General features: G+C 67.6%; 19 protein-coding genes and 1 pseudogene. 10 read left to right on the top strand and 10 right to left on the bottom strand.

Translation table 11 applies throughout. The annotated features are described in order from the left end of the window. Window positions 1-363: 363 nt before the first annotated feature. Complete coding sequence (locus ACFY0P_RS31500; protein ID WP_351924644.1) at window positions 364-1281, bottom strand: LysR family transcriptional regulator; 918 nt, start codon at window positions 1279-1281, stop codon at window positions 364-366. 265 nt (window positions 1282-1546) lie between these two features. Here ACFY0P_RS31500 and ACFY0P_RS31495 point away from each other — a divergent pair, with 265 nt between their 5' ends. Then, window positions 1547-2299, top strand: a complete 753-nt coding sequence (locus ACFY0P_RS31495) for an EthD domain-containing protein (protein ID WP_351924646.1) — start codon at window positions 1547-1549, stop codon at window positions 2297-2299. A 112-nt stretch (window positions 2300-2411) separates the two neighbouring features. Here ACFY0P_RS31495 and ACFY0P_RS31490 read toward each other — a convergent pair whose 3' ends face one another. After that, window positions 2412-3113, bottom strand: a complete 702-nt coding sequence (locus ACFY0P_RS31490; protein ID WP_388920562.1) for a transposase — start codon at window positions 3111-3113, stop codon at window positions 2412-2414. Window positions 3114-3174: 61 nt separating this feature from the next. Here ACFY0P_RS31490 and ACFY0P_RS31485 point away from each other — a divergent pair. The 3 genes and pseudogenes from ACFY0P_RS31485 to ACFY0P_RS31475 all read left to right on the top strand — a co-directional run bounded on the left by ACFY0P_RS31485 (window position 3175) and on the right by ACFY0P_RS31475 (window position 6508). Continuing rightward, window positions 3175-4015: pseudogene (locus ACFY0P_RS31485) on the top strand (IS5 family transposase). Window positions 4016-4479: 464 nt separating this feature from the next. Then, window positions 4480-4824 carry a DoxX family protein gene (locus ACFY0P_RS31480; RefSeq protein WP_388920559.1) on the top strand — a complete coding sequence of 115 codons (345 nt, stop codon included), beginning with the start codon at window positions 4480-4482 and terminating at the stop codon, window positions 4822-4824. Between the two features lie 334 nt (window positions 4825-5158). Continuing rightward, on the top strand, window positions 5159-6508 hold the full coding sequence (locus ACFY0P_RS31475; protein WP_388920556.1) for a ferric reductase-like transmembrane domain-containing protein: 1350 nt from the start codon (window positions 5159-5161) through the stop codon (window positions 6506-6508). 115 nt (window positions 6509-6623) lie between these two features. Here ACFY0P_RS31475 and ACFY0P_RS31470 read toward each other — a convergent pair whose 3' ends face one another. The 7 genes from ACFY0P_RS31470 to ACFY0P_RS31440 all read right to left on the bottom strand — a co-directional run bounded on the left by ACFY0P_RS31470 (window position 6624) and on the right by ACFY0P_RS31440 (window position 14327). Next, window positions 6624-7250 carry a TetR/AcrR family transcriptional regulator gene (locus ACFY0P_RS31470; RefSeq protein WP_388920553.1) on the bottom strand — a complete coding sequence of 209 codons (627 nt, stop codon included), beginning with the start codon at window positions 7248-7250 and terminating at the stop codon, window positions 6624-6626. A 547-nt stretch (window positions 7251-7797) separates the two neighbouring features. Next, complete coding sequence (locus ACFY0P_RS31465; protein ID WP_388920550.1) at window positions 7798-8781, bottom strand: fumarylacetoacetate hydrolase family protein; 984 nt, start codon at window positions 8779-8781, stop codon at window positions 7798-7800. 22 nt (window positions 8782-8803) lie between these two features. Continuing rightward, window positions 8804-9781, bottom strand: coding sequence for a cyclase family protein (locus ACFY0P_RS31460; RefSeq protein ID WP_388920547.1), 978 nt, complete (start codon window positions 9779-9781; stop codon window positions 8804-8806). After that, window positions 9778-10797, bottom strand: a complete 1020-nt coding sequence (locus tag ACFY0P_RS31455) for a dihydrodipicolinate synthase family protein (RefSeq protein ID WP_388920544.1) — start codon at window positions 10795-10797, stop codon at window positions 9778-9780. The genes ACFY0P_RS31460 and ACFY0P_RS31455 overlap by 4 nt, the downstream gene beginning before the upstream one ends. 96 nt (window positions 10798-10893) lie before the next feature. After that, window positions 10894-12372, bottom strand: coding sequence for an NAD-dependent succinate-semialdehyde dehydrogenase (locus ACFY0P_RS31450; RefSeq protein ID WP_388920871.1), 1479 nt, complete (start codon window positions 12370-12372; stop codon window positions 10894-10896). A 16-nt stretch (window positions 12373-12388) separates the two neighbouring features. Continuing rightward, window positions 12389-13273, bottom strand: a complete 885-nt coding sequence (locus ACFY0P_RS31445) for an ornithine cyclodeaminase family protein (RefSeq protein WP_388920541.1) — start codon at window positions 13271-13273, stop codon at window positions 12389-12391. Window positions 13274-13394: 121 nt separating this feature from the next. Further along, a complete protein-coding gene (locus ACFY0P_RS31440; protein WP_388920538.1) occupies window positions 13395-14327 on the bottom strand; it encodes a VOC family protein in 933 nt (310 codons plus the stop codon). A gap of 208 nt (window positions 14328-14535) precedes the next feature. Here ACFY0P_RS31440 and ACFY0P_RS31435 point away from each other — a divergent pair, with 208 nt between their 5' ends. From ACFY0P_RS31435 to ACFY0P_RS31410, 6 genes are all read left to right on the top strand, one after another. Then, entirely contained in the window at window positions 14536-15492 is a 957-nt protein-coding gene (locus ACFY0P_RS31435; protein ID WP_388920536.1) for a LysR family transcriptional regulator, read from the top strand. A gap of 179 nt (window positions 15493-15671) precedes the next feature. Then, a complete protein-coding gene (locus ACFY0P_RS31430) occupies window positions 15672-17048 on the top strand; it encodes a Rieske 2Fe-2S domain-containing protein (protein ID WP_388920533.1) in 1377 nt (458 codons plus the stop codon). Between the two features lie 2 nt (window positions 17049-17050). Next, window positions 17051-17590 (top strand): aromatic-ring-hydroxylating dioxygenase subunit beta, encoded by a 540-nt coding sequence (locus ACFY0P_RS31425; protein ID WP_388920530.1) that lies wholly within the window; start codon window positions 17051-17053, stop codon window positions 17588-17590. Beyond that, window positions 17587-17805 carry a ferredoxin gene (locus ACFY0P_RS31420; RefSeq protein WP_388920527.1) on the top strand — a complete coding sequence of 73 codons (219 nt, stop codon included), beginning with the start codon at window positions 17587-17589 and terminating at the stop codon, window positions 17803-17805. Before ACFY0P_RS31425 ends, ACFY0P_RS31420 begins: the two co-directional genes overlap by 4 nt. After that, window positions 17802-19073, top strand: coding sequence for an NAD(P)/FAD-dependent oxidoreductase (locus tag ACFY0P_RS31415; protein ID WP_388920524.1), 1272 nt, complete (start codon window positions 17802-17804; stop codon window positions 19071-19073). The genes ACFY0P_RS31420 and ACFY0P_RS31415 overlap by 4 nt, the downstream gene beginning before the upstream one ends. Beyond that, on the top strand, window positions 19060-19893 hold the full coding sequence (locus ACFY0P_RS31410) for an SDR family oxidoreductase (RefSeq protein ID WP_388920521.1): 834 nt from the start codon (window positions 19060-19062) through the stop codon (window positions 19891-19893). Before ACFY0P_RS31415 ends, ACFY0P_RS31410 begins: the two co-directional genes overlap by 14 nt. Window positions 19894-20063: 170 nt before the next feature. Here ACFY0P_RS31410 and ACFY0P_RS31405 read toward each other — a convergent pair whose 3' ends face one another. Beyond that, a complete protein-coding gene (locus ACFY0P_RS31405) occupies window positions 20064-20606 on the bottom strand; it encodes an RICIN domain-containing protein (protein ID WP_388920518.1) in 543 nt (180 codons plus the stop codon). Window positions 20607-20876 lie beyond the last annotated feature (270 nt).

Raw genomic sequence — 20876 nt, 5'->3', positions numbered from 1 at the left:
AGGGGCTGCTGGCGACGCTGCGGAGGGTGATGTTCGGGGCGAAGAAGGAGAGTTGAGGAGGGGGCCTTTCCCTCGGGGGCCCACCCGTCATGAGCAGTGATGCGGGGCACCGCCAGGCGCACCCTGGCCCGTCGAGGCCCTGAAAGAGATTGCGGGCTCCGCATCATTCCGCTGCGGTGGGTGACACCGATCCGCATCCGCCACCGTATCCGTCGAGCAGCTGCCGCCGGGTCCGCACCGCCGGACGCCCCGGCTTGACGCGCTGCGGCAACAACGCCTCCAGCCAGGCCCATTGACCGTTCGCCAGAAGACCCTATTCGCGGCCTTCAGCCTTCGGAGAAGTGCTCGCTCCAGCGCGGTCGATCACAACGGCCGGGGCAACCGGCTTACGTCGTCACACTGCGCGGCGGCGGACACCCGGTCCCGGAACCAGCAGTGGGCCGGGTCGTACGCCCAGCGCGGAGACCACGCCATCGCCATGACGTAGGGCCGGGCGAGGGACGCGGGGACCGGGGCAGGGCGCGTTCCCGTCGGCCCGCACCACGTGTCCGCCAGCCGCCTGGGCACGAGCGCGGTGAGATCCGTACCCGCCACCAGCGGGAACAGTATCGCGAAGCTCTCCACCCGCACGGTGATCGACCCGGCGAGGCCCTCCCTCTCCAGCAGCTGGCCCGGCGACCACGGCATCAACGGTGTGTCGTAGCAGACGGCCCACCGTGCCTGCGCGAGATCGTCGCCCTCGGACTGCCGAGTCGCGCTGACGATGCGCACCCACTGGTCCTCGTAGAGGTCGAGCGACGGAGTCCCGTCCGGGAGCGCGGCCCGGGGCACGATCACTGCATCATGCCTGTCGATCTCCTCGACGATCCCTGCCCGCATGTCGTTCGTGAGCAGATCCAGGCGGATACGTGCACCAGTGCCGTGCGCCGTGACCTCGCGCACCAGTGACGTGGCGAGCGTGCTGCAATCGTAGTCGGAGAGCAGCAGGGAGAACTCGCGGTCGAGCGAACCTGGTTGCAGGCCGGCGTTGGCCCCGAAGACGCCGTCGAGTTCCGCGGTCAGCAGTGAGACCCGATCGCGCAGGCGCTCGGCCAGCAGCGTGAGCTGGGTTCCCTGGCCGGGGACCCGGACCAGCAGTTCATCGCCGAAGTGCCTGCGCAGTCGCTTGAGCGCCGCGCTGCAGGCCGGCTGGGAGAGGCCGATACGGTGCGCCGCGGCCGTCACACTGCGCTCTTGGAGCAGCGCGTTCAGCGGCACGAGCAGATTCAGATCGAGACCCATCACGTTCCAACTTCATCCATGCGGTGAATGAAACCCATAACAAAGTTCCACTGTACAGATGGAATGGGGTGTGATGAGACTAAAGCAGCGGCCGCGCCGAGCACGCGCCGCCGCAACGGATCGACCATTCGCGAGCAAGTCGGAAAGACCCAGGGGGCTGAACCACCCAGCAACAACGGCGTTTCCTCGCCACCGCTTCCAATCGGCCGCTTCAGGTCGCCCCACCTCCAGGATTCTCCCTGGGTGCAACGTATCGGAGTGAATCATGATCAAACTTATTGTCGCGGCCCGTCGCCTGCCGGGCATGACACGTCAGAAGCATTGGCAGCATTATCAGAACGTCCATGCGGCCAAGATCCTGGCGGGCCCCGCCGATATGCTGGCCCACCTCTCAAGGTATGTACAAAACTTTGTGATCGACGCTGCCTATGGCGCACCGGATGCGGCACGAGTGGCGCCGGCCGAAATAGATGTCGTAAGCGAAATCTATAACCCCTCGCCGGAAGCGGTAGGTCTCCTGACGTCGCACCCCTATTACCTTTCGGTTATCCAGCCGGACGAACACCTCTTCGCCGACGGGTCGGCCCTGAAGGTGCTGGTGACAGCCGAGGAGCGTGAGCAGGTTGCCGTGCCCCGGCGCGGTGCCGTCAAGCTTGTCCATTTCATAGCCACGCGCGAAGGTGTCGACCGGGAACAATTCTTCACCGCATGGCGTGCGGCCTCGCAGGCGATTGTGGCTGATCCTTCATTGTCGCCCGCGCTGTGTGGCTACACCCGCAGTCATGCACTGCCGGTGCCCGAGGAAGCGACGCGCGATCTTTTGGGCGGCGCCCCCATAAATGTCCATGCCGGCGCCACAAGCATCTGGCTGGACAGGGCAGACGACCTTTCCGGCGTCGCCCGCTACCGCGAGCTCTTCGACGAAATCATGGTCTCGGCATCGGACAGCCTGGTCGATGCCTCTCAGTCCATGTTCCTGATCGTGCAGGAACTGGAACATTACCCGTATCACGCCTAGGGCCCGTTGCGAAAGTGCTGGTCACAGCCACTCGTTGAGGACTGCGACCAGTACGGCCGCCTCGTATCGGACAGCGAACTTAACTCTGTCGGGGATCTTGGTGCCGGCGGAGTCAAGTGCCCAGGGTTCGCCAGGACTTCAGGCGAGGGATCTCGCGTTGGTCGAGGTAGTTCTGGAAGGCAGTGGGCCGGCGGGGTGTGGGGGCTTCCTCAGCCGGTGGCAGTCCGCGGAGGCGTTCGATGTTGACGGCGATGGCTGTCAGGACGTGCTGGACGTGGGCCTTTCCCTGTCCTCGGTAGCGGCAGCGCCGCATACCGTGCCCGTGGGCGAACTCGTTGACCGTGCTCTCCACTCCGGAGCGGACCGCGTAGCGGGTCTTCCACTCGGGGGTCTGCTGCTCGGCGCGGACGCGGAGTTGCAGGTCGCGGAGCTCTCGTGGGGGAAATCCCACGGTGCGGGCGTCGTCGGCGGTGCTGGTGCACTGGGTGCGGGTCGGGCAGGGGCGGCACTGGCTCTTGGTGAGCCTGGCCACGATCAGCGGGGCGGCGGTGGGTGAGGAGGTCGGGTAGGGGCCGTGCCAGCCCGCGCTGACCTGTCCCTGGGGGCAGGTGACCTGCTGCTTGTCGTAGTCGATGTGGAAGTCGTCGCGGGCGAAGCCCTCGTTTCGGCGGTGCTGGCGGGTGGGGTTGCTCTTCAGCGGCCCGGAGACGGTGACCTGGTGTTCACGGGCGGCTTGTTCCAGGTGGGGGCAGTCGACGCGTCCTCGACGCCCGGGAGTCGTTTCGTTCCGACTACTCCTGTCTGCTCCCAACACGCCCCCGAGCGCTGCCATTTGACCGCTGGCGGGGCCGACCGCCATCGGCTACTTCGCACACATGACCCCGCACGGCCCGTATCCCAGCGACCTGTCGGACGCGCGCTGGGAACTGATCGAGCCCGTCCTGACGTCCTGGCGGGACCAGCGCCGCGCCCGGGCGTTGGACATCGGCCGACCGCCCGAACACGACCTGCGCCAGATCATGAACGCCATCCTGTACGTGGACCGCACCGGCATCCCCTGGCGCTACCTCCCGCACGACTTCCCACCCTGAACCACGACCTACGGGTACTTCGCCAAGTGGCAACACGACGGAGTATTCGAGCAGCTCACCGGCCTGCTGCGACGCCTGGTCCGGGAAGCCGAGGGCCGAAGGGCGGAGCCGTCGGCCTGCGTGCTGGACTCCCAGACAATTAAGACTTCCGCCAACGTGCCCCTCGCGGACCAGGGCACCGACGCAGGGAAACGGATCATCGGGCGCAAGCGCCACCTCGGCTGCGACACCCTCGGCCTGCTACTGACCGTGCTGGTCACCGCCGCCAGCGTCTCCGACACCGCAGCCGGCGTGACCCTGCTCTCCCGCATCGCCGCCACCCACCCCCACATCACGAAGGCCTGGGTGGACGCCGGCTACCGCAACACCGTCATCGACCACGGAGCGCGCCTCGGCATCGATGTCCATCCCGTCCAGCGCCCGCCCGGCGCCCACGGGTTCACGATCATCCCGAGACGGTGGACCATCGAGCGCAGCATCGGCTGGCTCATGCACCACCGACGCCTCGCCCGCGACTACGAGACACACCCGCACCGCTCCGAAGCCATGATCCACCTCGCCATGATCGACCTCATGGCCCGCAGACTCAGAGGGCGACGCCACCCTGAACTGGCGCGGAACCTGACCCGGGACCAAACACGAATCACCGGACCAAACGCTCAGTAAGGGCCCGTAAAGAAGTGGGGCCGTCGGGGAGTTCGCGAATGCGGGATGCCTATGGCAGCCGACCGGTGAACCCGTGCGGGCGACGTCCATGACTTCCTCGGCAACTCGCTGAGCAAAGGCCTGCCCTCAGGACCATCTACAACCTGGCGACGGCACCGGCTGCGTGAACGTCGTTACGCCCACGCCCCCGCGAACTCGCTCCGAAGCCGACCACCATAACGGTTACATTGTTGCCGTTATTTCGCTAGGCTGAGCCGCTGCATCGATCGACCGAATCGCCCGTCTGGGCGCCGAGCGATGCGCTCGGCCGGCAACTCGACCGCGCCCGACACATCCCATAACGGTCTCGTGACGCCCCGCCCGCCATCAGGCCGTCACCCTTGACGCCCACGCCGCCGCGACGCCGGCACCTGGAGATACCTCATGATCCTCACCATCACCCTCGCCTGCGCCATCGCCCTGATCTTCGGGGGGATCGGAGTGCTCAACACACTCGCATTGCCGAAGGCGCGCGAGCTGGCCGCCGAGACCGGCTTCTCCGTCGCCGCCTATCGCCGCATCGGCGTGCTGCAACTGGCAGGAGCCGCCGGCGTGGCGCTCGGCCTCGCCATGCCGCTGCTCGGCGGCCTCGCGGGGGCCGGGCTTCTCCTGCTGCTCGCCGGAGCTGTGGTCGTACACCTGCGCAAGGGCGACCCGGTTGCCAAATTTGTGCCCGCCGCTGTGTGCGCGGCGCTTGTCGCCTCATACCTCGCGGCCTTGTTCGCCTGAAGCGCTGCGGATCGAGCCCATGCCACGAAGGGCAGCTCCGGCAGTGTCACCCTGAAAGCAATGCCGCCTCGAGCTGTGACTTCACCTCGAAGAGCCGGCCGACGGGGATGGCTTCGGACCGCCACACTCCTGAAGGGCAGATCCAGGGCTGGCCAACGGGCATCCGAATGCACCACTGGACCAAAACCAGCTAAACGGCTACGTTGTAGCCAATATTAGAGGTGGCAGGAAACGCAGCCACCTGGGCTCGAGGGCGCTCAAGCCGCGACCGCACGGTCCGCCTGCCTTCACCAGCGCCCCTTCGTCCACAGTGCCGACCCCCGGGGGGTAGACGATGCCCGTCCTGATCGTGATAGCGATCTACGCTATCCGCATCGCCCGCGCCCCCTTGGACGCGCGCCTGAAGAAGCGCCACGTCGGGCCTCTGTCGGTCACGAGCGGAGCGGTCATGCTCTATCTGGCCTGGGACTGGCTCAGGCCCGAGGGCCTCAGCGCTGTCTATTTCGTAGGCGAGTTCGCCGGCGTCCTGTCCGCCTACCTGATGTCCTGCACCCTGGTGCTGGCCACCCGCCTGATGTGGTTGGAGCAGTGGTTCGGCGGTCTGGACCGCATGTACCGTCAGCACAAGCTGTACGCCGTATGGTCCATACTCCTGCTCACCCCCCACCTGCTCCTCCACTTCTTCTCCGGTTTCGACGGGAGCCAGTACGGCTACGCCCACCGGACCGCATCGGTAGGGATGGGTCATCTCCTCGGTGCCGTCTCCGCCATCGGCCTGCTGCTGCTCGTCGTCATCTCACTCGGCCAGGTCGGCCGCATCCTCCGACTGCCCTACGAGCGCTGGCTGTTCCTGCATCGCCTCACCGGCCTGCTGCTCCTGTCGGCGCTGTTGCACGGCTGGAGCCTCGATCTCATCATCAACGGATCCACGCCCCTCCTGGCGATCTACGTCACCATGGCCACCATCGGCATGACCGCCTACGCCTACGACGAACTGGTGCTACGGCACAGGGAACCCCGGGCGGACTACACCGTCCGCCGTGTCGAGCGGCCGACACCCGACATCCTCGACCTCACCCTCACGCCCACCGGCGAGACGACGCTTCCCGTGACAGGGGGCCAGTTCGTCTACCTGCGGGTCGGCGGCTGGCACGAACACCCCTTCAGCGTCGCAGGAACGCAGGCCGACGGCTCGGTACGCCTCACCATCCGTGCCCTGGGCCGCGGTACACGCGGCCTCTACACGGACATAAGTGAAGGACACCCCGCAACCCTCAAGGGTCCTTACGGCATGTTCGACCACACCCTCGGCGGGCCCCGGCAGATATGGATCGCGGGGGGCATCGGCATCGCACCCTTCCTCGGCTGGCTCACCCACCCCGGTGCAGCGCCACCCCGCACCGACCTCTTCTACTGCGCCCCCACCGCCGAAGACGCACCGTTCCTCCCGGAACTCACCGCAGCGGCAGCACACCGGCCCGGGTTCCGGCTCCACCCGACGTTCAGCCGCAGCCACGGCCGTCTGACCGCCGAAAGAATCCAGGCCGAGGCCGGACCGATCACTCCCGACACGCACGTCTTCCTCTGCGGCCCCGCCTCCATGATCGAAAACCTCACTCGCGCCCTCCATCGCCAGGGCGTCCCCCGCCAGCATCTCCACGCCGAGCACTTCGCCTTCCGCTGACGAGCCGCCGACCACACGAGATCACGCGCTCAGCACCAGCAGCTGTGGCGACGCTCCATGCCGACCGAGATGACTCCGTAGTTGGGCGGCCTCAGGTTCGCATCGTCCTGGCTGGTCAGGCGTCGTCGCGCAGGTGGGCAAGCCCGCTGAGAAGGAGTTCGAGTCCGAAGGAGAACTCCTCCTCGATCGGAACGGGCATCGACCCTGCGACGGTGACCGTTGCCGGGAACAAGGCTGGATCGACGCCCTGAAAGACGGCGGACAGTTGTGCGTCGTCGAGTTGCCCGCCGCCGCCATGACCGTTGACCTGTATGGCGAATCCGAGGACGTAGCGGGAGAAGGTGGCAAAGGCGTGCGCGGCCAGTCGCGGCGGGAAGCCGCTGTCGAGCAGCGCCGCGACACAGTGCTCCCGCAGCGCCATGGCGTTCGGCCCCAGGGGAATCTCTTCGACCATCAGGCGCGCAGCGTTCCGGTGCCGGGCCAGGGCTTCGAACATGGTGTGCGCGACCGTCCGCAGCGCTTGCTGCCAGCCCATCGCGAGGAGTTCGTCGCCATTCAGTTCCACGGCGCCGAACATGCGGTCCACGACATGGGCGACCAGCGCTGCCCGGTTGTCGAAATGCCGGTACAGCGTCGCCGTGCCCGAGCCCAGGCGCTGGGCCAGCGTCCGCATCGAGAGAGCGTCGGCCCCTTCAACGTCCACGATCTGCAGTGCGGTAGAGACGATGCGCTCCAGCGGCACGGGCGGACGCCCCGGGCGCCGAGCCGATGCCGTGGTCGCTCGCATGGGACCAGCTGCTGCCACTGAACGTCCACCTCCTCAGCCAGCACCATAACAGCAACACCGTATCCAGTATGGAGCTCTCCGGTTGGGCATGGAACGGCAGCGCCCCTTCGATCAGCCCATCGACGACCGCTCATCGGGGACTCCGGCACCGCCCAATCCCACTGACTGGCGTGCATCGTGAAATCGCAGGTCACGGGCCTGGTGTGAGTGACGATTCGGGGACTCGTGCCGGTCGGCGGCCGATGTCTGTGCCGTAGATCATCGGGCAGGTCCGGTTCCGACGGTCTGCCGGGTCGGCTGCGCCCGTGGCCGACCCCCGCCTACGATCCGTCGGCAGGTCGGCACGCCACGAGATCGCGGGAGGGTCCGGGATGCCGGACCGGCAGTGGATCACCGCTCCTCGGAGTGAACTGGACGTCCTCGCCGAGGAGTTGACCAAGCAGCTTCAGGAGGTCCGGGTCGCCGGCCGCCCGCATGTCGTGCTGGCCTTCCTGGACCTGATTCAGGTCCTGTCGGAGGCTGTCCGCTTGCGCAGGCGCGGCCGTCGGCGTGCAGCGGTGATCGGCGTGGGCAGCTCGCCCGGTACGACTCGGTTGCGGATCGAACCGATGCCCTCGACTGTCATTTCCACGATGTCTCCGGGTTCGAGCGGAGGCGGTGTCCGCGTCCCGCGGCGGCCCCACAACTCACCGAGGCAGCCGCCGTTGCCGCAGGTCCCGGAGCCGAGGACGTCACCGGCCTTCACCCAGGTGCCGCGGGATGCGTACGCGATGAGCTCCTCGAACGTCCAGCTCATGTTGCTCAACAGGTCCTGGCCGACCTCGGTGCCGTTGACCGACACCCGCATGTCCAGCTGCAGGAAGCCCTCGTCGTCGCGGTAAGCGTCCAGCTCGTCGGCGGTCACCAGCCACGGCCCCAGGGTGGTGGCGAAGTCCTTTCCCTTGGCGGGCCCGAGGCCCACCTTCATCTCGCGGCCTTGCAGGTCCCGCGCGGACCAGTCGTTGAGGACGGTGTAGCCGAACACGTGGTCCCGTGCTTCTTCGGGGGTGAGTGAGGCGCCGTCCTTGCCGATGACGGTGGCCACTTCGAGTTCGAAGTCCAGCACGTGTGAGCCCGGCGGGACCGGGACGTCGTCGTGCGCGCCGGTCAACGCATAGGGGTTGGTGAAGTAGAAGGCCGGGGCCTCGTACCACTCCGGTTCGACCACGCCGCCTCCGCTGACCGACCGCACGACACCCTCGACGTGCTCCTCGAATGCCGCGAAGTCCCGCACGGTCGGCGGTTGCAGCGGCGGCAGCAGCCGTACGGAATGGATCGGTGTCGGGGAGGAGTTGTCGAGGGCGGCGGCACCGGCCTCAAGGGCGGCCTGCAGTCCGGCTCGTACGAGGTCCAGGACCGTCGTCGTACCGGGGAGGGCGTGCAGCCCGTGCTCGCCGACGACCCCGGCGGCGCGGCGGCCGGCGCTTTCCCAGGTGGCGAAGCGCATGGTGTGCGTCCTTTCCGGGGCTCTACTTGATGGCGATGGGGTTGACCGGGGCTCCGACGGCACCGGTGACGGGGATGGGGGCGGCGGTGAGGAAGAAGTCGTAGATGCCGTCGGCGGCGCAGTCGGCCGCGAGGGCGTCGAGATCCCATATCTCGCCGATGAAGAGGCCCATGTGCGGGATGGCCACTTGGTGCAGGGGCTGGAAGGCCCGATCGAATTCGTTGGGCCGGACCTCGAAGCCCCAGGTGTCGGTGGCGATACCGGCGATCTCGCGGGTGTGCAGCCAGTCGGCGGTGGTGAACGAGAGGCCGGGTGCCGGCCCGCCCGCGTAGTCGCCCCAGCCGTCGCGACGCGTCCGCGCCAGCTGTCCCGTACGGACCAGCAGCAGATCACCCCGGCCCACTCGGGAGGATTCGCCCTGTGCGGTGATCGTGGCTTCGAGGTGCTCGGCGGTGATGGCGAAGCCGTCCGGCAGTTCGCCATCGGTGCCGATCGCCCGGCCGATGTCGAGCAGCACGCCTCGGCCCGCTATCCGGTCGGCCACGGTCTCGATACCTGTGAGCTGATCGCCTTCGCTGGTCACCACCGCGGAGGCGCGTCGTCCGTTGTAGGCCATGCCGTGGTCGAAGACGTGTCCGAGGCCGTCCCACTGCGTCGACGCCTGCAACGGCATGAACACCACGTCGTCGGCACCGCCGATGCCGTGCGGGAACTCCGGCGGACCGAACTCGGCGTCCAGGCCCGAGGAGAGCATGGTGTGCACGGGATTGGTCCTGCGGCGCCAGCCTTTCTGCGGACCGTTCGTGTCGAAGCGCTGGGCGAGCGAGAAGGAGACCCCGCGCCGGATCAGGGCTGCGCCCTCCCGCCGTTTGCCCTCGTCGAGGAAGTTGAGGGTGCCCAGTACGTCGTCCTGTCCCCAACGTCCCCAGTTGGAGCAGCGCTTGGCGGCATCGGCGATCGCGCCGGCGGGGTCGGCACGGTCCAGTTCGTCCGGGGTCACGCCGGGTTCCTTCCGATGAAGAACTCACGGAACGGGTCCATGCTGGGCTCGAGTCCGGCGTCGAGGAGTCCCTTGCGCAGGGCGTGCATCTGGGCGTCGTGGATGCGCTGGGTGGGCTGGCGCAGCGGTCCGCCGTTGTAGCCCTGCAGCCACCCCTGGAACTTCCATGCCTGCCGGTTGATGAAGGCACCGCCGTGCAGCACGGGAGCAAGGCCGCCCTTGATCTTGCGGGCCGGATGCAGCTGCCAGTAGATGTCGGTGGCGTCGTCGTACTTGCCCTCGCGCAGCAGCTGCATGACACGCGGGATCATGGGCCCGAAGTATTCGTGGTCGCTCGTGGCGGACAGCTGGATGGGCATGACCTGTGCCAGCGGGATGAGCTCGCCCTCGATGGGCACCGAGATGACGACCTCGCCGCCGAAGAGCCGGTGGCACTCGATGGCGCTCTGAATGCTGGGGAAGCCGCCCTCGGCCTTGATGACCGCGATGTTGGGGCAGTCGTCGATGAGCCGGCGGATGAGCCGCGTCGGGATGTCCGAAGGGTGCACCCGGGAACTGAACCCCCACAGGTACATCGGGAACAGGATGACCGCGAGGTTCGTGGCGTCGCAGACGGCCTTGGTGTAGTCGTAGATCTCCTGTTCCGACTCCGGGTAGAAGTTCGGCGGGTAGGACAGGAGCACCAGGTCGGCACCGGCCTCTTCGGCGCCGCGCACCGCCTCGAGGTTCTGCTCCAGGGTGCTCCAACTGCCGTGGTGGACCACGACGAAGTCGTCGCCCGCCTCATCACGGACGATCCGCAGGAAGTCGAGGTATTCGGGCAGGGTGATGCTGACCTCGGAGACGCCGAGGGTGCCGAGGAATCCGTGCTGCTCGGCGAGCCGGACGTCGTGCCTGATGCCCTGCTCGTTGATGCCGCGAAGGTCGGCGGTGAACGACGGGATCGTGCAGTTGACGGCTCCGACGAGCTTTTCGCGGGCCCAGTCCCGGGCCTCTGTGCGGGTGTATGCGGGCATGGTCGTCCTTGCCTCGGTGAGTGGGTGATGGGGGGCGGTGACTCAGCGCCTGGGCGGGTCGGTCCTGGGGCGCTCGTTCGTGCTGCGGCAGTCGGCTCAGGGCGCGCCGGCGCCTTCCCAGGCCAGGTACTTCATCTCCAGGTACTCTTCGATGCCGTAGACGGAGCCCTCCCGCCCCAGCCCCGACTGCTTGACGCCGCCGAAGGGGGCGACCTCGTTGGAGATCAAGCCGGTGTTGATGCCCACCATCCCCGCTTCCAGGGCGGCCGAGACGCGCCAGGTCCGCTCGGAGTCGCGGGTGAAGAGGTAGGCGGCCAGGCCGTAGTCGGTGTCGTTGGCCATGTGGACGGCCTCGGCCTCGTCGGTGAAGCGGATGAGCGGGGTGAGCGGGCCGAAGGTCTCCTCGCGGGTGACGAGCATGCCCGGGGCCACGTCCGTCAGCACGGTGGGCTGGAAGAAGAGCCCTCCACGCCGGTGCCGTGAACCGCCGCACAGGATCCTGGCACCCCGGTTCGTGGCGTCGGCGAGATGTTCCTCGACCTTCGCCACCGCTGCCTCGTCGATGAGCGGTCCCTGCTGCACGCCGTCATCGAAGCCGTCTCCGACGACGAGGTCCTCGACCCTGCGGGTCAACGCCTCTGCGAAGCGGTCGTGGATTCCCGCCTGCACGTAGACACGGTTGGCGCTGATGCAGGCCTGGCCGGTGTTGCGGTACTTGGTGGCGACGACACCGGCGACGGCGGTCTCGACGTCGGCGTCGTCGAAGACGAGCACCGGCGCGTTGCCGCCCAGTTCCATCGAGGTCTTCTTCACCGTCTGGGCGGACTGGGCCAGGAGCAGCCTGCCGACCTCGGTGGAGCCGGTGAAGCTGACCTTGCGGACCAGCGGGTTACCGGTCAGCTCGGGCCCGATCTCGTGCGGGTCGCCGATCACCACGTTGAGGACCCCGGCCGGTACACCGGCCCGTTCGGCAAGCTCGGCGAGGGCCAGTGCCGTCAAGGGCGTCTGCTCGGCGGGCTTGACGACCATCGTGCAGCCCGCGGCCAGCGCCGGAGCGGCCTTACGGGTGATCATCGCGGCGGGGAAGTTCCACGGGGTGATGGCCACGCACACCCCGACCGGTTCCTTGAGCACCAACACCCTGCGCGAGCCTTCCGGTGCCGCGAACACGTCGCCGCGGATCCGTTTGGCCTCCTCGGCGAACCACTCGATGAAGGAGGCGGCATAAGCGACTTCCCCGCGGGCCTCGGCGAGTGGCTTGCCCTCCTCCAGGACGATCAGCCGGGCCAGGTCCTCCGTGTGCTCGGTGACAAGGTCGAACCAGCGCCGCAGCACCTGTGCGCGCTGTTTGCCCGACCGTGCCCGCCACTCGGGCAGAGCACGATGAGCGGCGTCGACGGCCTGGGCGGTCTGCGCTCTGCCGAGTGCCGGCAGGTCCGCTATGAGTTCACCGGTCGAAGGGTTGCGGACGGTGAGCCGACCGCCGTCGCCGGCTTCCAGCCACTTGCCCTCGACGTAGGCGGCCGTGCGCAGCAGCGTGGGGTCGGACAGACCGAGTGGAACGGTCGTCTCCATGGTCATGGCGGCTCTCTCACTTCTGCACGGGATGAATGGTGGCCGGCATCCGGGTTCCGAGTCCCAGCCGCTGGGCGTTGCGCACGCACATGCCGGCGACCGCCAGGTCCTGGGCCGCTGAGCCGACCGACTTGTACAGCGCGATCTGGTCGACGCGGGTGCGCCCGGGGATGCGCTCGCCGACGAGGTCGGCCAGCGAGCGGATCTCGCCCGCCACGTCGAGACCGGCGGCTCGCGCAGCGATCAGGTCCCCGGTGTCGTCGAGCACCTCCTCGACCATGTCCGCCACGATCACGTCGGCACGGGCGATCACCTCGGGGTCCACCTCACGCTGCTCGGGCAGGGTGGATCCGATGGACACGACGGTCATGCCTGGTCGGAGCCACTTGCCGAGCAGGGTGGGGGTCTCGTCGCGGGACCGGGCGGCGCAGACAACCAGCGTGGCGCCTGCCACGGCCTCCTCGGCGCCGGCCGCCTGCGTGATCGGCAGGTCGGACAGTTCGGCGGCGAATCGGGCTCGGCTCTCCGGTCGTGGGCTGTACACCCGTACGTCCTTGAGGTCGCGTACGACGGCGAGGGCGCGCACATGGTTCCGCGCTTCGAAACCAGAGCCGATCACGGCGACGGTCAGGGCGCCGGGCAGCGACAGCAGGTCCGCCGCGACGGCCGAGGTGGCCGCCGTCCGGTAACCGGTGATGGAGTGGCCGTCGAGCAGGGCCACCAGCTCGGCCGTCCGCTGGTCGAACAGGGGGATGAGGTAGGAGGCGCAGCGCGTCTGCATCGTGGCCGCGATGATCTTCGCTCCCATCAGTTCGCGTCCGGCCGGTACGCCGGTGAGGGTGCGCAGCCAGCCGTGGTCTCCGCGGGCCATGCCGCGGGTCGGATAGCGTGCTCCGTCCATGCTCGTCGCGTATGCCTCGCGCACCGCCGAGGTTGCCAGCTCCCAGTCGAAGGCCGCCTGTACCGCTGCGTCATCAAGGAAAAGAGTCACTTCAGTGGCCTTTACGGAGGAGGGGGAGGGATCAGATCGGCGAGGGGGTCCACAGACCGCCGTCCGTCTGCTTGAGCAGCACCGGCAGCATGCTTTCGGTCATCGACCCGCCGGTCCCCCACTGGTCCTGCGACTGAGGAGAGGTGCTGTCGAAGACGCGGGGCTCCCACGCCTCGTCGTCCTCGATCGTCTCGAGCTCCGTCGTGTACTCGACGACGTTCTCATTCGGGTCGAGGAAGTAGGTGAAGGTGTTGTCTCCCGGGCCGTGCCGGCCTGGGCCCCACAGCGGGCGGTGACCGGCGCGCATCAGGCGCCCGGACCCGCGCATGTACTCGTCGAGGCCGCGCATCTCGAAGGAGATGTGATTCAGCGAGACGCGCGGTGCTCGGGAGATGGCGAGGATGTGATGCTGGGTTCCGCTGCGCATGAAGCACATCAGGTCGCCGAGCCAGTCCGAGAGGCGGAAGCCGAGGTAGGTCTCGTAGAACGCCTTGGTCGCGGCCACATCGGTGGAGTTGATCACCACGTGGCTGAGCTTCTTGGGGACGGATTCGCGTTCCTCGAGCTCCCGGAAGGGCTTCTGCGCGACCCCGGCGGACACCTCGACGAGTCGGCCGTCGGGGTCGAAGAACCGGACGCCGTATCCGCCGCCCGGGGTGTCCAGCTTGCCGGGCTCCCGGTCGAGCGTGATTCCGCCGACCGCCAGCCGACGGGCCAACTCGTCGACTTCTTCGGGAGAGTTCACACCGAAGGCGATGAGGTCCAGTCGCTTGTCCTGGTCCTGCCGGACCCGAAGGATGTACTGCTCCGGGTCCGCGGGAGTGGCGAAGAAGGTCACACCGCTGTCGTCGGCCACCGGCTGCAGTCCCCAGAGGTTCTTGTAGAACTCCAGAGCCTTGCCGTAGTCGGGCACACCGATACCCACATGCCTGAGATGGGTGATCGGACGGAAGGCTGCGGTCATCGTCGACTCCTGCTCTTCAGTGACGCCGAACAGGGCGTTCGCGTCGCTTTTCCCGCTGCAAGACGCTAGACAGACGCACTCCTCGATACAAACAATCGATAGTGATGCGTTCGGATTGATGACATCAATCCGTGGTCGGAGTCGACCGTCGAGCCGCGGCAGCCGACTTCTGTCGGCATGCCTTCAGCACAGACGGGAATTCCGGTCGATGCCCACCACCAATGCGCCCCTGGATCTCAACCGGGTGGATCTGAACCTGCTCGTCGCCTTCGACGCCCTGATGGCGGAACGGAGCGTGACCGCGGCGGCGGCCCGGCTGGCCGTCGGACAGTCGGCCATGAGCTCCACGCTGGCTCGGCTCCGCAAGCTCCTGAACGACCCGATCCTCGTCCGGCAGGGGCGGACCATGGTTGCCACACCGGTTGCCGAGTCGCTGGTGCAGCCAGTGCAGAAGACGCTGACCGACATCAAGTCGCTGCTGTCACAGCGCGACAGCTTCGATCCCGCGACCGACCACAGGACGTACTCGGTGATGGCGAGCAGCTACGCGGCCGTCGCCGTACTGCATCCGCTGTTGGTGCAGCTGCCGGCCGAGGCTCCGAACGTGCGGTTGCGCATCCAGCCCTTCGCGGAGGAGTACGCGGAACAGCTGACCCGCCACCAGATCGACCTCGTCATCGTTCCGCGCGAGCTGGTGCCCAGCGGGCCGGACCTGTGCAGTGAGGCCGCGTACACCGACCGCTACGTGATCGCGGTCGACCAGGAGCACCCCGATGTGGGCGAGAGCATCTCGGTCGAGCAGTTCAGCGAGCTGCCGTACCTCGCGACGAGCCCCGACCGGCGACCCTCCCTGGCCGAACTGAATCTCGACCTGCTCGGCATCCCGCGCCACGTCGAGGTCACCACGAGTTTCGAACTCGCCCCGTTCCTGATCCGCGGTACCCGGCTCATCACCTTGATCCCCGAAACGCTCGGGCGCCGCATCGCCCCGGCGACAGGCCTGCGGCTGCTCGAACCTCCCATGGAGCTGCAGCCGGGCACCGAAATGATGGTCTGGATGAAACGCATGGACGACGATCCGGGCCACGCCTGGCTGCGGCAGCGCATGCGCCATTTCGCAAATGCCTACATCCGGGACACACCGCCCGCCCCGGCAGCCGGCTGAGACAGGACCGGTCAGGAGAAGCCTGGCCGCGTTCCATCGATTGGATCAATGCCGACGCATCGACAGGAATTGCTTTTCACCATGTGATGACAGCCATAGCCTGACGTCTCGAGCCGCAGGCAGGGCCACGGAATTCCGCTGATCGCCCCTGCTGAGCACGACTGAGGCAAGGGAGCCCCATGACTGCCATCTCTCCAGAAACGGCCGATGCCGCTACCATCCTGGACCGCGTCGAGGCCTCGCTGAAGAACGATCTCGTCCCGGTGGAAATCTTCAACGACGAGGCGGTGTTCCGCGCCGAAATCGAGCAGATATTCACCAAGTGCTGGGTGTTCGTCGCGCACGAGAGCGAGATCCCCAAGGCGGGTGACTTCGTGCAGCGCAGAATCGGCCTCGATCCGGTGATCGTCACGCGCGACGGCAAGGGCGGCATCAACGTGCTGTCCAACTACTGCCGTCACCGGGGCACCCAGGTGTGCCAGACCGATGCCGGCAACTCCCGGTTCTTCAAGTGTCCTTACCACGGGTGGACCTACAGCAACAACGGCGACCTGGTCGGCACCCCGCACCTGCACGACGCCTACGGCGAGCGTCTCGACCCCAAGACGTGGGGCCTGATACGCGCGCCCCGGGTGGCCACCCGGCAGGGCTTCGTCTTCGCCTCGCTGGACCCGGACGGACCGTCGCTGGACGAGTACCTGGGCGGGGCCGGGTGGATGCTCGACCTGATCGTCGGGCTGGCACCCGGCGGCATGCGGGTCGCCGGGCCGCCGGAGCGCTACCGGCTGCACGCCGACTGGAAGACGGCCGCCGAGAACTTCACCGGCGACGGTTACCACGTCGACACGCTGCACTGGAGCACGGAAGAAATCGCGTTCTCCCAGGGGCTGCAGTCGACGTGCGAGATCGCGCGCTTCTACGAATTCGAGAACGGCCACGCCTTCACCGGCCATGCCTGGACCAAGGCGGTCCATCCCGGCTACGTGCTCTGGGGCTACGCGCCGGAGATCACCCGGCACTTCGACCTGTCGGGCCTGGACGAGGCACAGCTCCACGTGGTCAACCACGAGCCGCCGACGGTCGGAACGATCTTCCCGAACCTCAGCTTCCTCCGGCTGAACACCCCGTCCGTGCCGGGCGGTCCCCTGTCGGTGATCACCAGCTTCCGACAGTGGCAGCCGATCGGCCCCGGCGAGATCGAACTGTGGAACTGGCAGTTCGTCTGGGACTTCATGTCGCAGGACGAGGCCCGCGACTCCTACGTCAACGGCCAGTTCACCTTCGGCTCGGCAGGCATCTTCGAGCAGGACGACACCGTCGCCTGGGAAGGCGCACCGCGCGCCGCCCGAAGTCCGTGGATGCGCAAGGCCGGCATGGAGTTCCACTTCCAGCAGGGCAACAACAGTCAGGTCGACCAGTCGCACGACCCCTCGTGGACCGGCCCGGGCCGCAAGCGCAACACCGGCTACGGCGAGCACGTGCAGCTCCACTTCTACCGCCACTGGCTGAACGTGATGCGCGGGAACACCGGCGCCGGCACCGAGGGAGCTGAGTGAGCATGACCACGACCGACACACCCCGCATCGTCCCGCCCGTGAGCGCGGGCCGCGAACTTCAGGCCTTGGCCACCCAGTTCCTGGCGCTGGAGGCCCGGCTGCTCGACGAGGGCCGCGAGGAGGAGTGGTACGGACTCCTTGACGACGAACTTCTCTACACCGTGCCGATCCGACAGGCAGCGGAACCGCGTTCCAAGGAGATCGACCGCAACGCTTTTCGGGTCCGGGACACCAAGGCCCACGTACGCACGCGCCTGGACCGGCTCAACACCGACCACGCGTACTCTGAGGTACCTCCGTCCCGCACCTTGCGCATCGTGGGCAGCATCGAGGTCGAGGAGACCGACCGCCCCGACGTCATCAAGGTGTCGAGCGCCCTGCTGGTCTACCGCCAGCGCGGCATAGACCCGCACTTCGATCTCATCCCGTGCAGGCGCTACGACCAGCTCCGCCTCACACCGTCGGGCCCACGTCTGCTGTCCCGCGAAATCGTGCTGACCGAAACGGCGCTGGCCACTCCGAACCTTGGAGTCTTCCTGTGAGCGACAACCTCTCCGTCTCCCTCGACGGCACCCGCTGCAAGTCCTACGGCATCTGCGTCAGCGTCATGCCCGACGTCTTCGACACCCCGCCCGGCAGCCCGACGGCTGTTCTCCTGCGCGACACCGTCGACGCCGACGAGCGGGAGGATCTCGAAGAGGCCGCCCGCGTCTGCCCCGCACAGGCCATCGCGCTCAACCCGGGACCCAAGCCGTGACCGGCGGCTTTGAACGGGTCGTCGTGGTGGGAGCCTCCGCCGCCGGCCTCAGCGCCGCCGACGGCCTCCGGGAGGCCGGATTCACCGGCTCCATCACCGTCCTCGGCGCCGAGCTGCACCAGCCGTACGACCGGCCCACGATGTCGAAGGCCCTGCTTGTCGCCGAGGAGGACCCGCAACTCCTCGAACTCCGCTCTCCCGAACGCATCGAGGCCAGCCGCCTCGACCTGCGTCTCGGGCACGCCGCGGCGGGGCTCGACGTCGACCGCCGCTATGTGGTGACCACGTACGGCGAGGCGCTTCCCTGGGACGCTGTGGTCATCGCCTGCGGCAGCCGCCCCCGCGAGATGAGGAGCCTCGCGGGCGAGGTACTGCCGGCCCTGCGCACCCCCGAGGACCTGCGGGTGCTGCGCGAGGCCGCGGCGCGATACGGCGAGATGACCCTGATCGGCTCCGGCTTCATCGGACTGGAGGTCGCGGCCGGTCTCGTCGCGCGGGGCGTGGCGGTCACGGTCCTCGACGCGCTCCCGCTGCCGCTGGAGCCCGTACTGGGGACCGAGCTGGCCACCCATCTCCGCGACCTGCACACCGCACGCGGGGTCCGCTTCCGCGGTGCCGTCGCGGTGGCGTCGGTCACGGGACAACCAGGGGCGTACGAGGTCCGGCTCACGGACGGAAGCGCGCACCGGACCCCGTTCGTGCTGACGGGTATCGGCGCCGAACCCGCCGTCGACTGGCTGGCGGACTCCGGGATCGAGGTGACCGGCGGGATCGTCACCGATGCCGCCGGCCGGACCAACGTACCCGGCGTGTGGGCCGCCGGTGACGTGGCCGCGTTCCACCACCCGCTGCTGGGACAGCGCGTACGCGTGGAGCACTGGACCCATGCGGTCGAGCAGGGCCGGCACATCGGCTTGAACATCGCCCGCGGCGAGACCACGCCCTACCAGGGAGTGCCGTACTTCTGGACCGACCAGTACGGCATGCGGTTCCAGTGCTACGGCCGCCGCCGCGCGGGCGACCGCGGCCTCGTCGTCGAGGGTTCACTCGACTTGGGCGAGTTTCTCGTCCTGTTCGGCCACGCCGGCGAGTTCCACGCCGCGTTCGCCTGCGGGCGTGTCCGCTCGCTGCGCGACTATCGCAAGCTGCTCGCCCGCGGCGGCACCTGGGACGAGGCACTCGCGCTCGCCCGCACGAACAATCCCGCCCTCGACACCACCGTGTCGTGCACCGACCGGAAGGAACGCACCACCCATGAAGCTGCTTGACGACCACGTCGTCCTCATCACCGGCGGCGGCTCCGGCCTCGGTCTCGGCGTCGCCCGCCACTGTCTCGAAGAGGGCGCGCAGCTCGCGATCCTCGAATACGACCAGGCCAAGGTACTCGGGCTGAAGAAGGAGTTCGGCGACGACGTCCTCGTCGTGCACGGCGACGTACGCAGCATCGACGATCTTCGTGCCTGCCGGTCTCAGATCGAGGACCGCTACGGCCGGCTCACCTCCCTCATCGGCGCGCAGGGCATCTTCGACGGTAACGTCCGGCTGACCGACATCCCCGTCGAGCGCGTCGGCGAACTGTTCGACGAGGTCTTCTCGATCAACGTCAAGGGCTACGCGCTGACCGCGCGGATCATGCACGACCTGCTCCAGGCCGAGGAAGGGGCGATCGTGCTCACCGCGTCCCAGGCGGCGTTCGCAGCCGACGGCGGCGGTGCGGCCTACACGGCCAGCAAGGGGGCGGTGCGCAGCCTGGTGAACCAGCTGTCGTTCGAGTTCGCCCCGCGGGTACGGGTCAACGCCGTCGCCCCTTCGGGCATCGCGGGCAGTCAGCTCCGCGGGCCCGGCGCTCTCGACCTGCACGAGTCCAAGCAGTCGGACATTCCCGCGGACGCCTTCCGCGCGATGTTCGAATGGTCCACGCCCCTTCAGCACCTGCCCGCCCCGGAGGAGTACGGGCCCTTCTACGCACTCCTCGCATCCCGGCACAACAAGGTGATGACAGGCCAGACCGTGATCGCCGACTCGGGCACCCTGAACCGGGCCCTCATGAGCATGGGCCAGCTCGTCAGCAGCTACCCGTCGGCCTGAGTGCTGCGCCTCTGCGCACCACACCGGGTCGCAGAGGCGCGCATGCCGTCTTCCTGCTGGACGTGCATCAACCGTACGACCGTTGACGTACGTGCCCTTGCCGCTTGGCCGGCCTGTCCCGAACCCCACATGCACGACTGGCGGTTGGGCAGACGGAAGGTGACCGGCGGTCAGCCGATCTTGGTCATGGCCCACTGCTGCGAGGTGCCGCTGTTGGATGTGTACTGGATCACCGCGTTGCCCTCGATGGTGACATTGCCGTTGTCCAGCGCTTTGCCGCCGTTGGCGGACACCAGCCGGTACACGCCCTCGAGCAGGCCGGCTGGCATGCGTGTGAGATAGGCCCCCGAGTACACGCGGGCCGGATCGGCAGTCTGCCCCGACCACAGCAGGTATCCCCCTAAGAGCCTGCGAGGGTGATCCACGCTCCGGCGGTCCGGCCGGTGCCGTCGCTGGACTTTATCGATCTCCGCCGTAATCAAAAATGGCTGAGCATGGATCGACCTGACTTCGGGCGAAAAGTCTGCGTAGATCAGGCGCGTCAACTCCAGCCGTGATTCATAAATCACGTGACCACGCATGGTCGAGGACCAGTAGAAACCCGAGTAATGCTTTTGGCCGTAATACCAACGGAACGTGCGCCACGGAAACCAACGATTCCATTCTTTCAATGTCCGTATACGGCCATGGCGCCGCCGCAAGCTCACCGTCACTCCGGCGTACCGTCAACGAGGCAGAGCCGACCGCAATGCTCACGCGTCCCCCAGCAATTCATGCGCCGGCCTCATAGCATGGTGCCGTCAGGCCGTCCCTCTGACGGTTGCATGGGAGCACGCAGACACACATAGCGGGCCGCAAGGTTCACACTCATGAGCAATACCTAGAACAGGTGTTCGTCTCAGTTCATTGGCCAGTTGGCCAGACAGTGGCCACCTGGAATGAGAATTGGTCACAGACCTTGAGAACCTACACCCACCCCCACC

Origin of the sequence: Streptomyces sp. NPDC001714, from assembly GCF_042892755.1 — a bacterium.
Lineage (GTDB): Bacteria > Actinomycetota > Actinomycetes > Streptomycetales > Streptomycetaceae > Streptomyces.
This window is presented reverse-complemented; position numbering and strand designations above follow the sequence as displayed.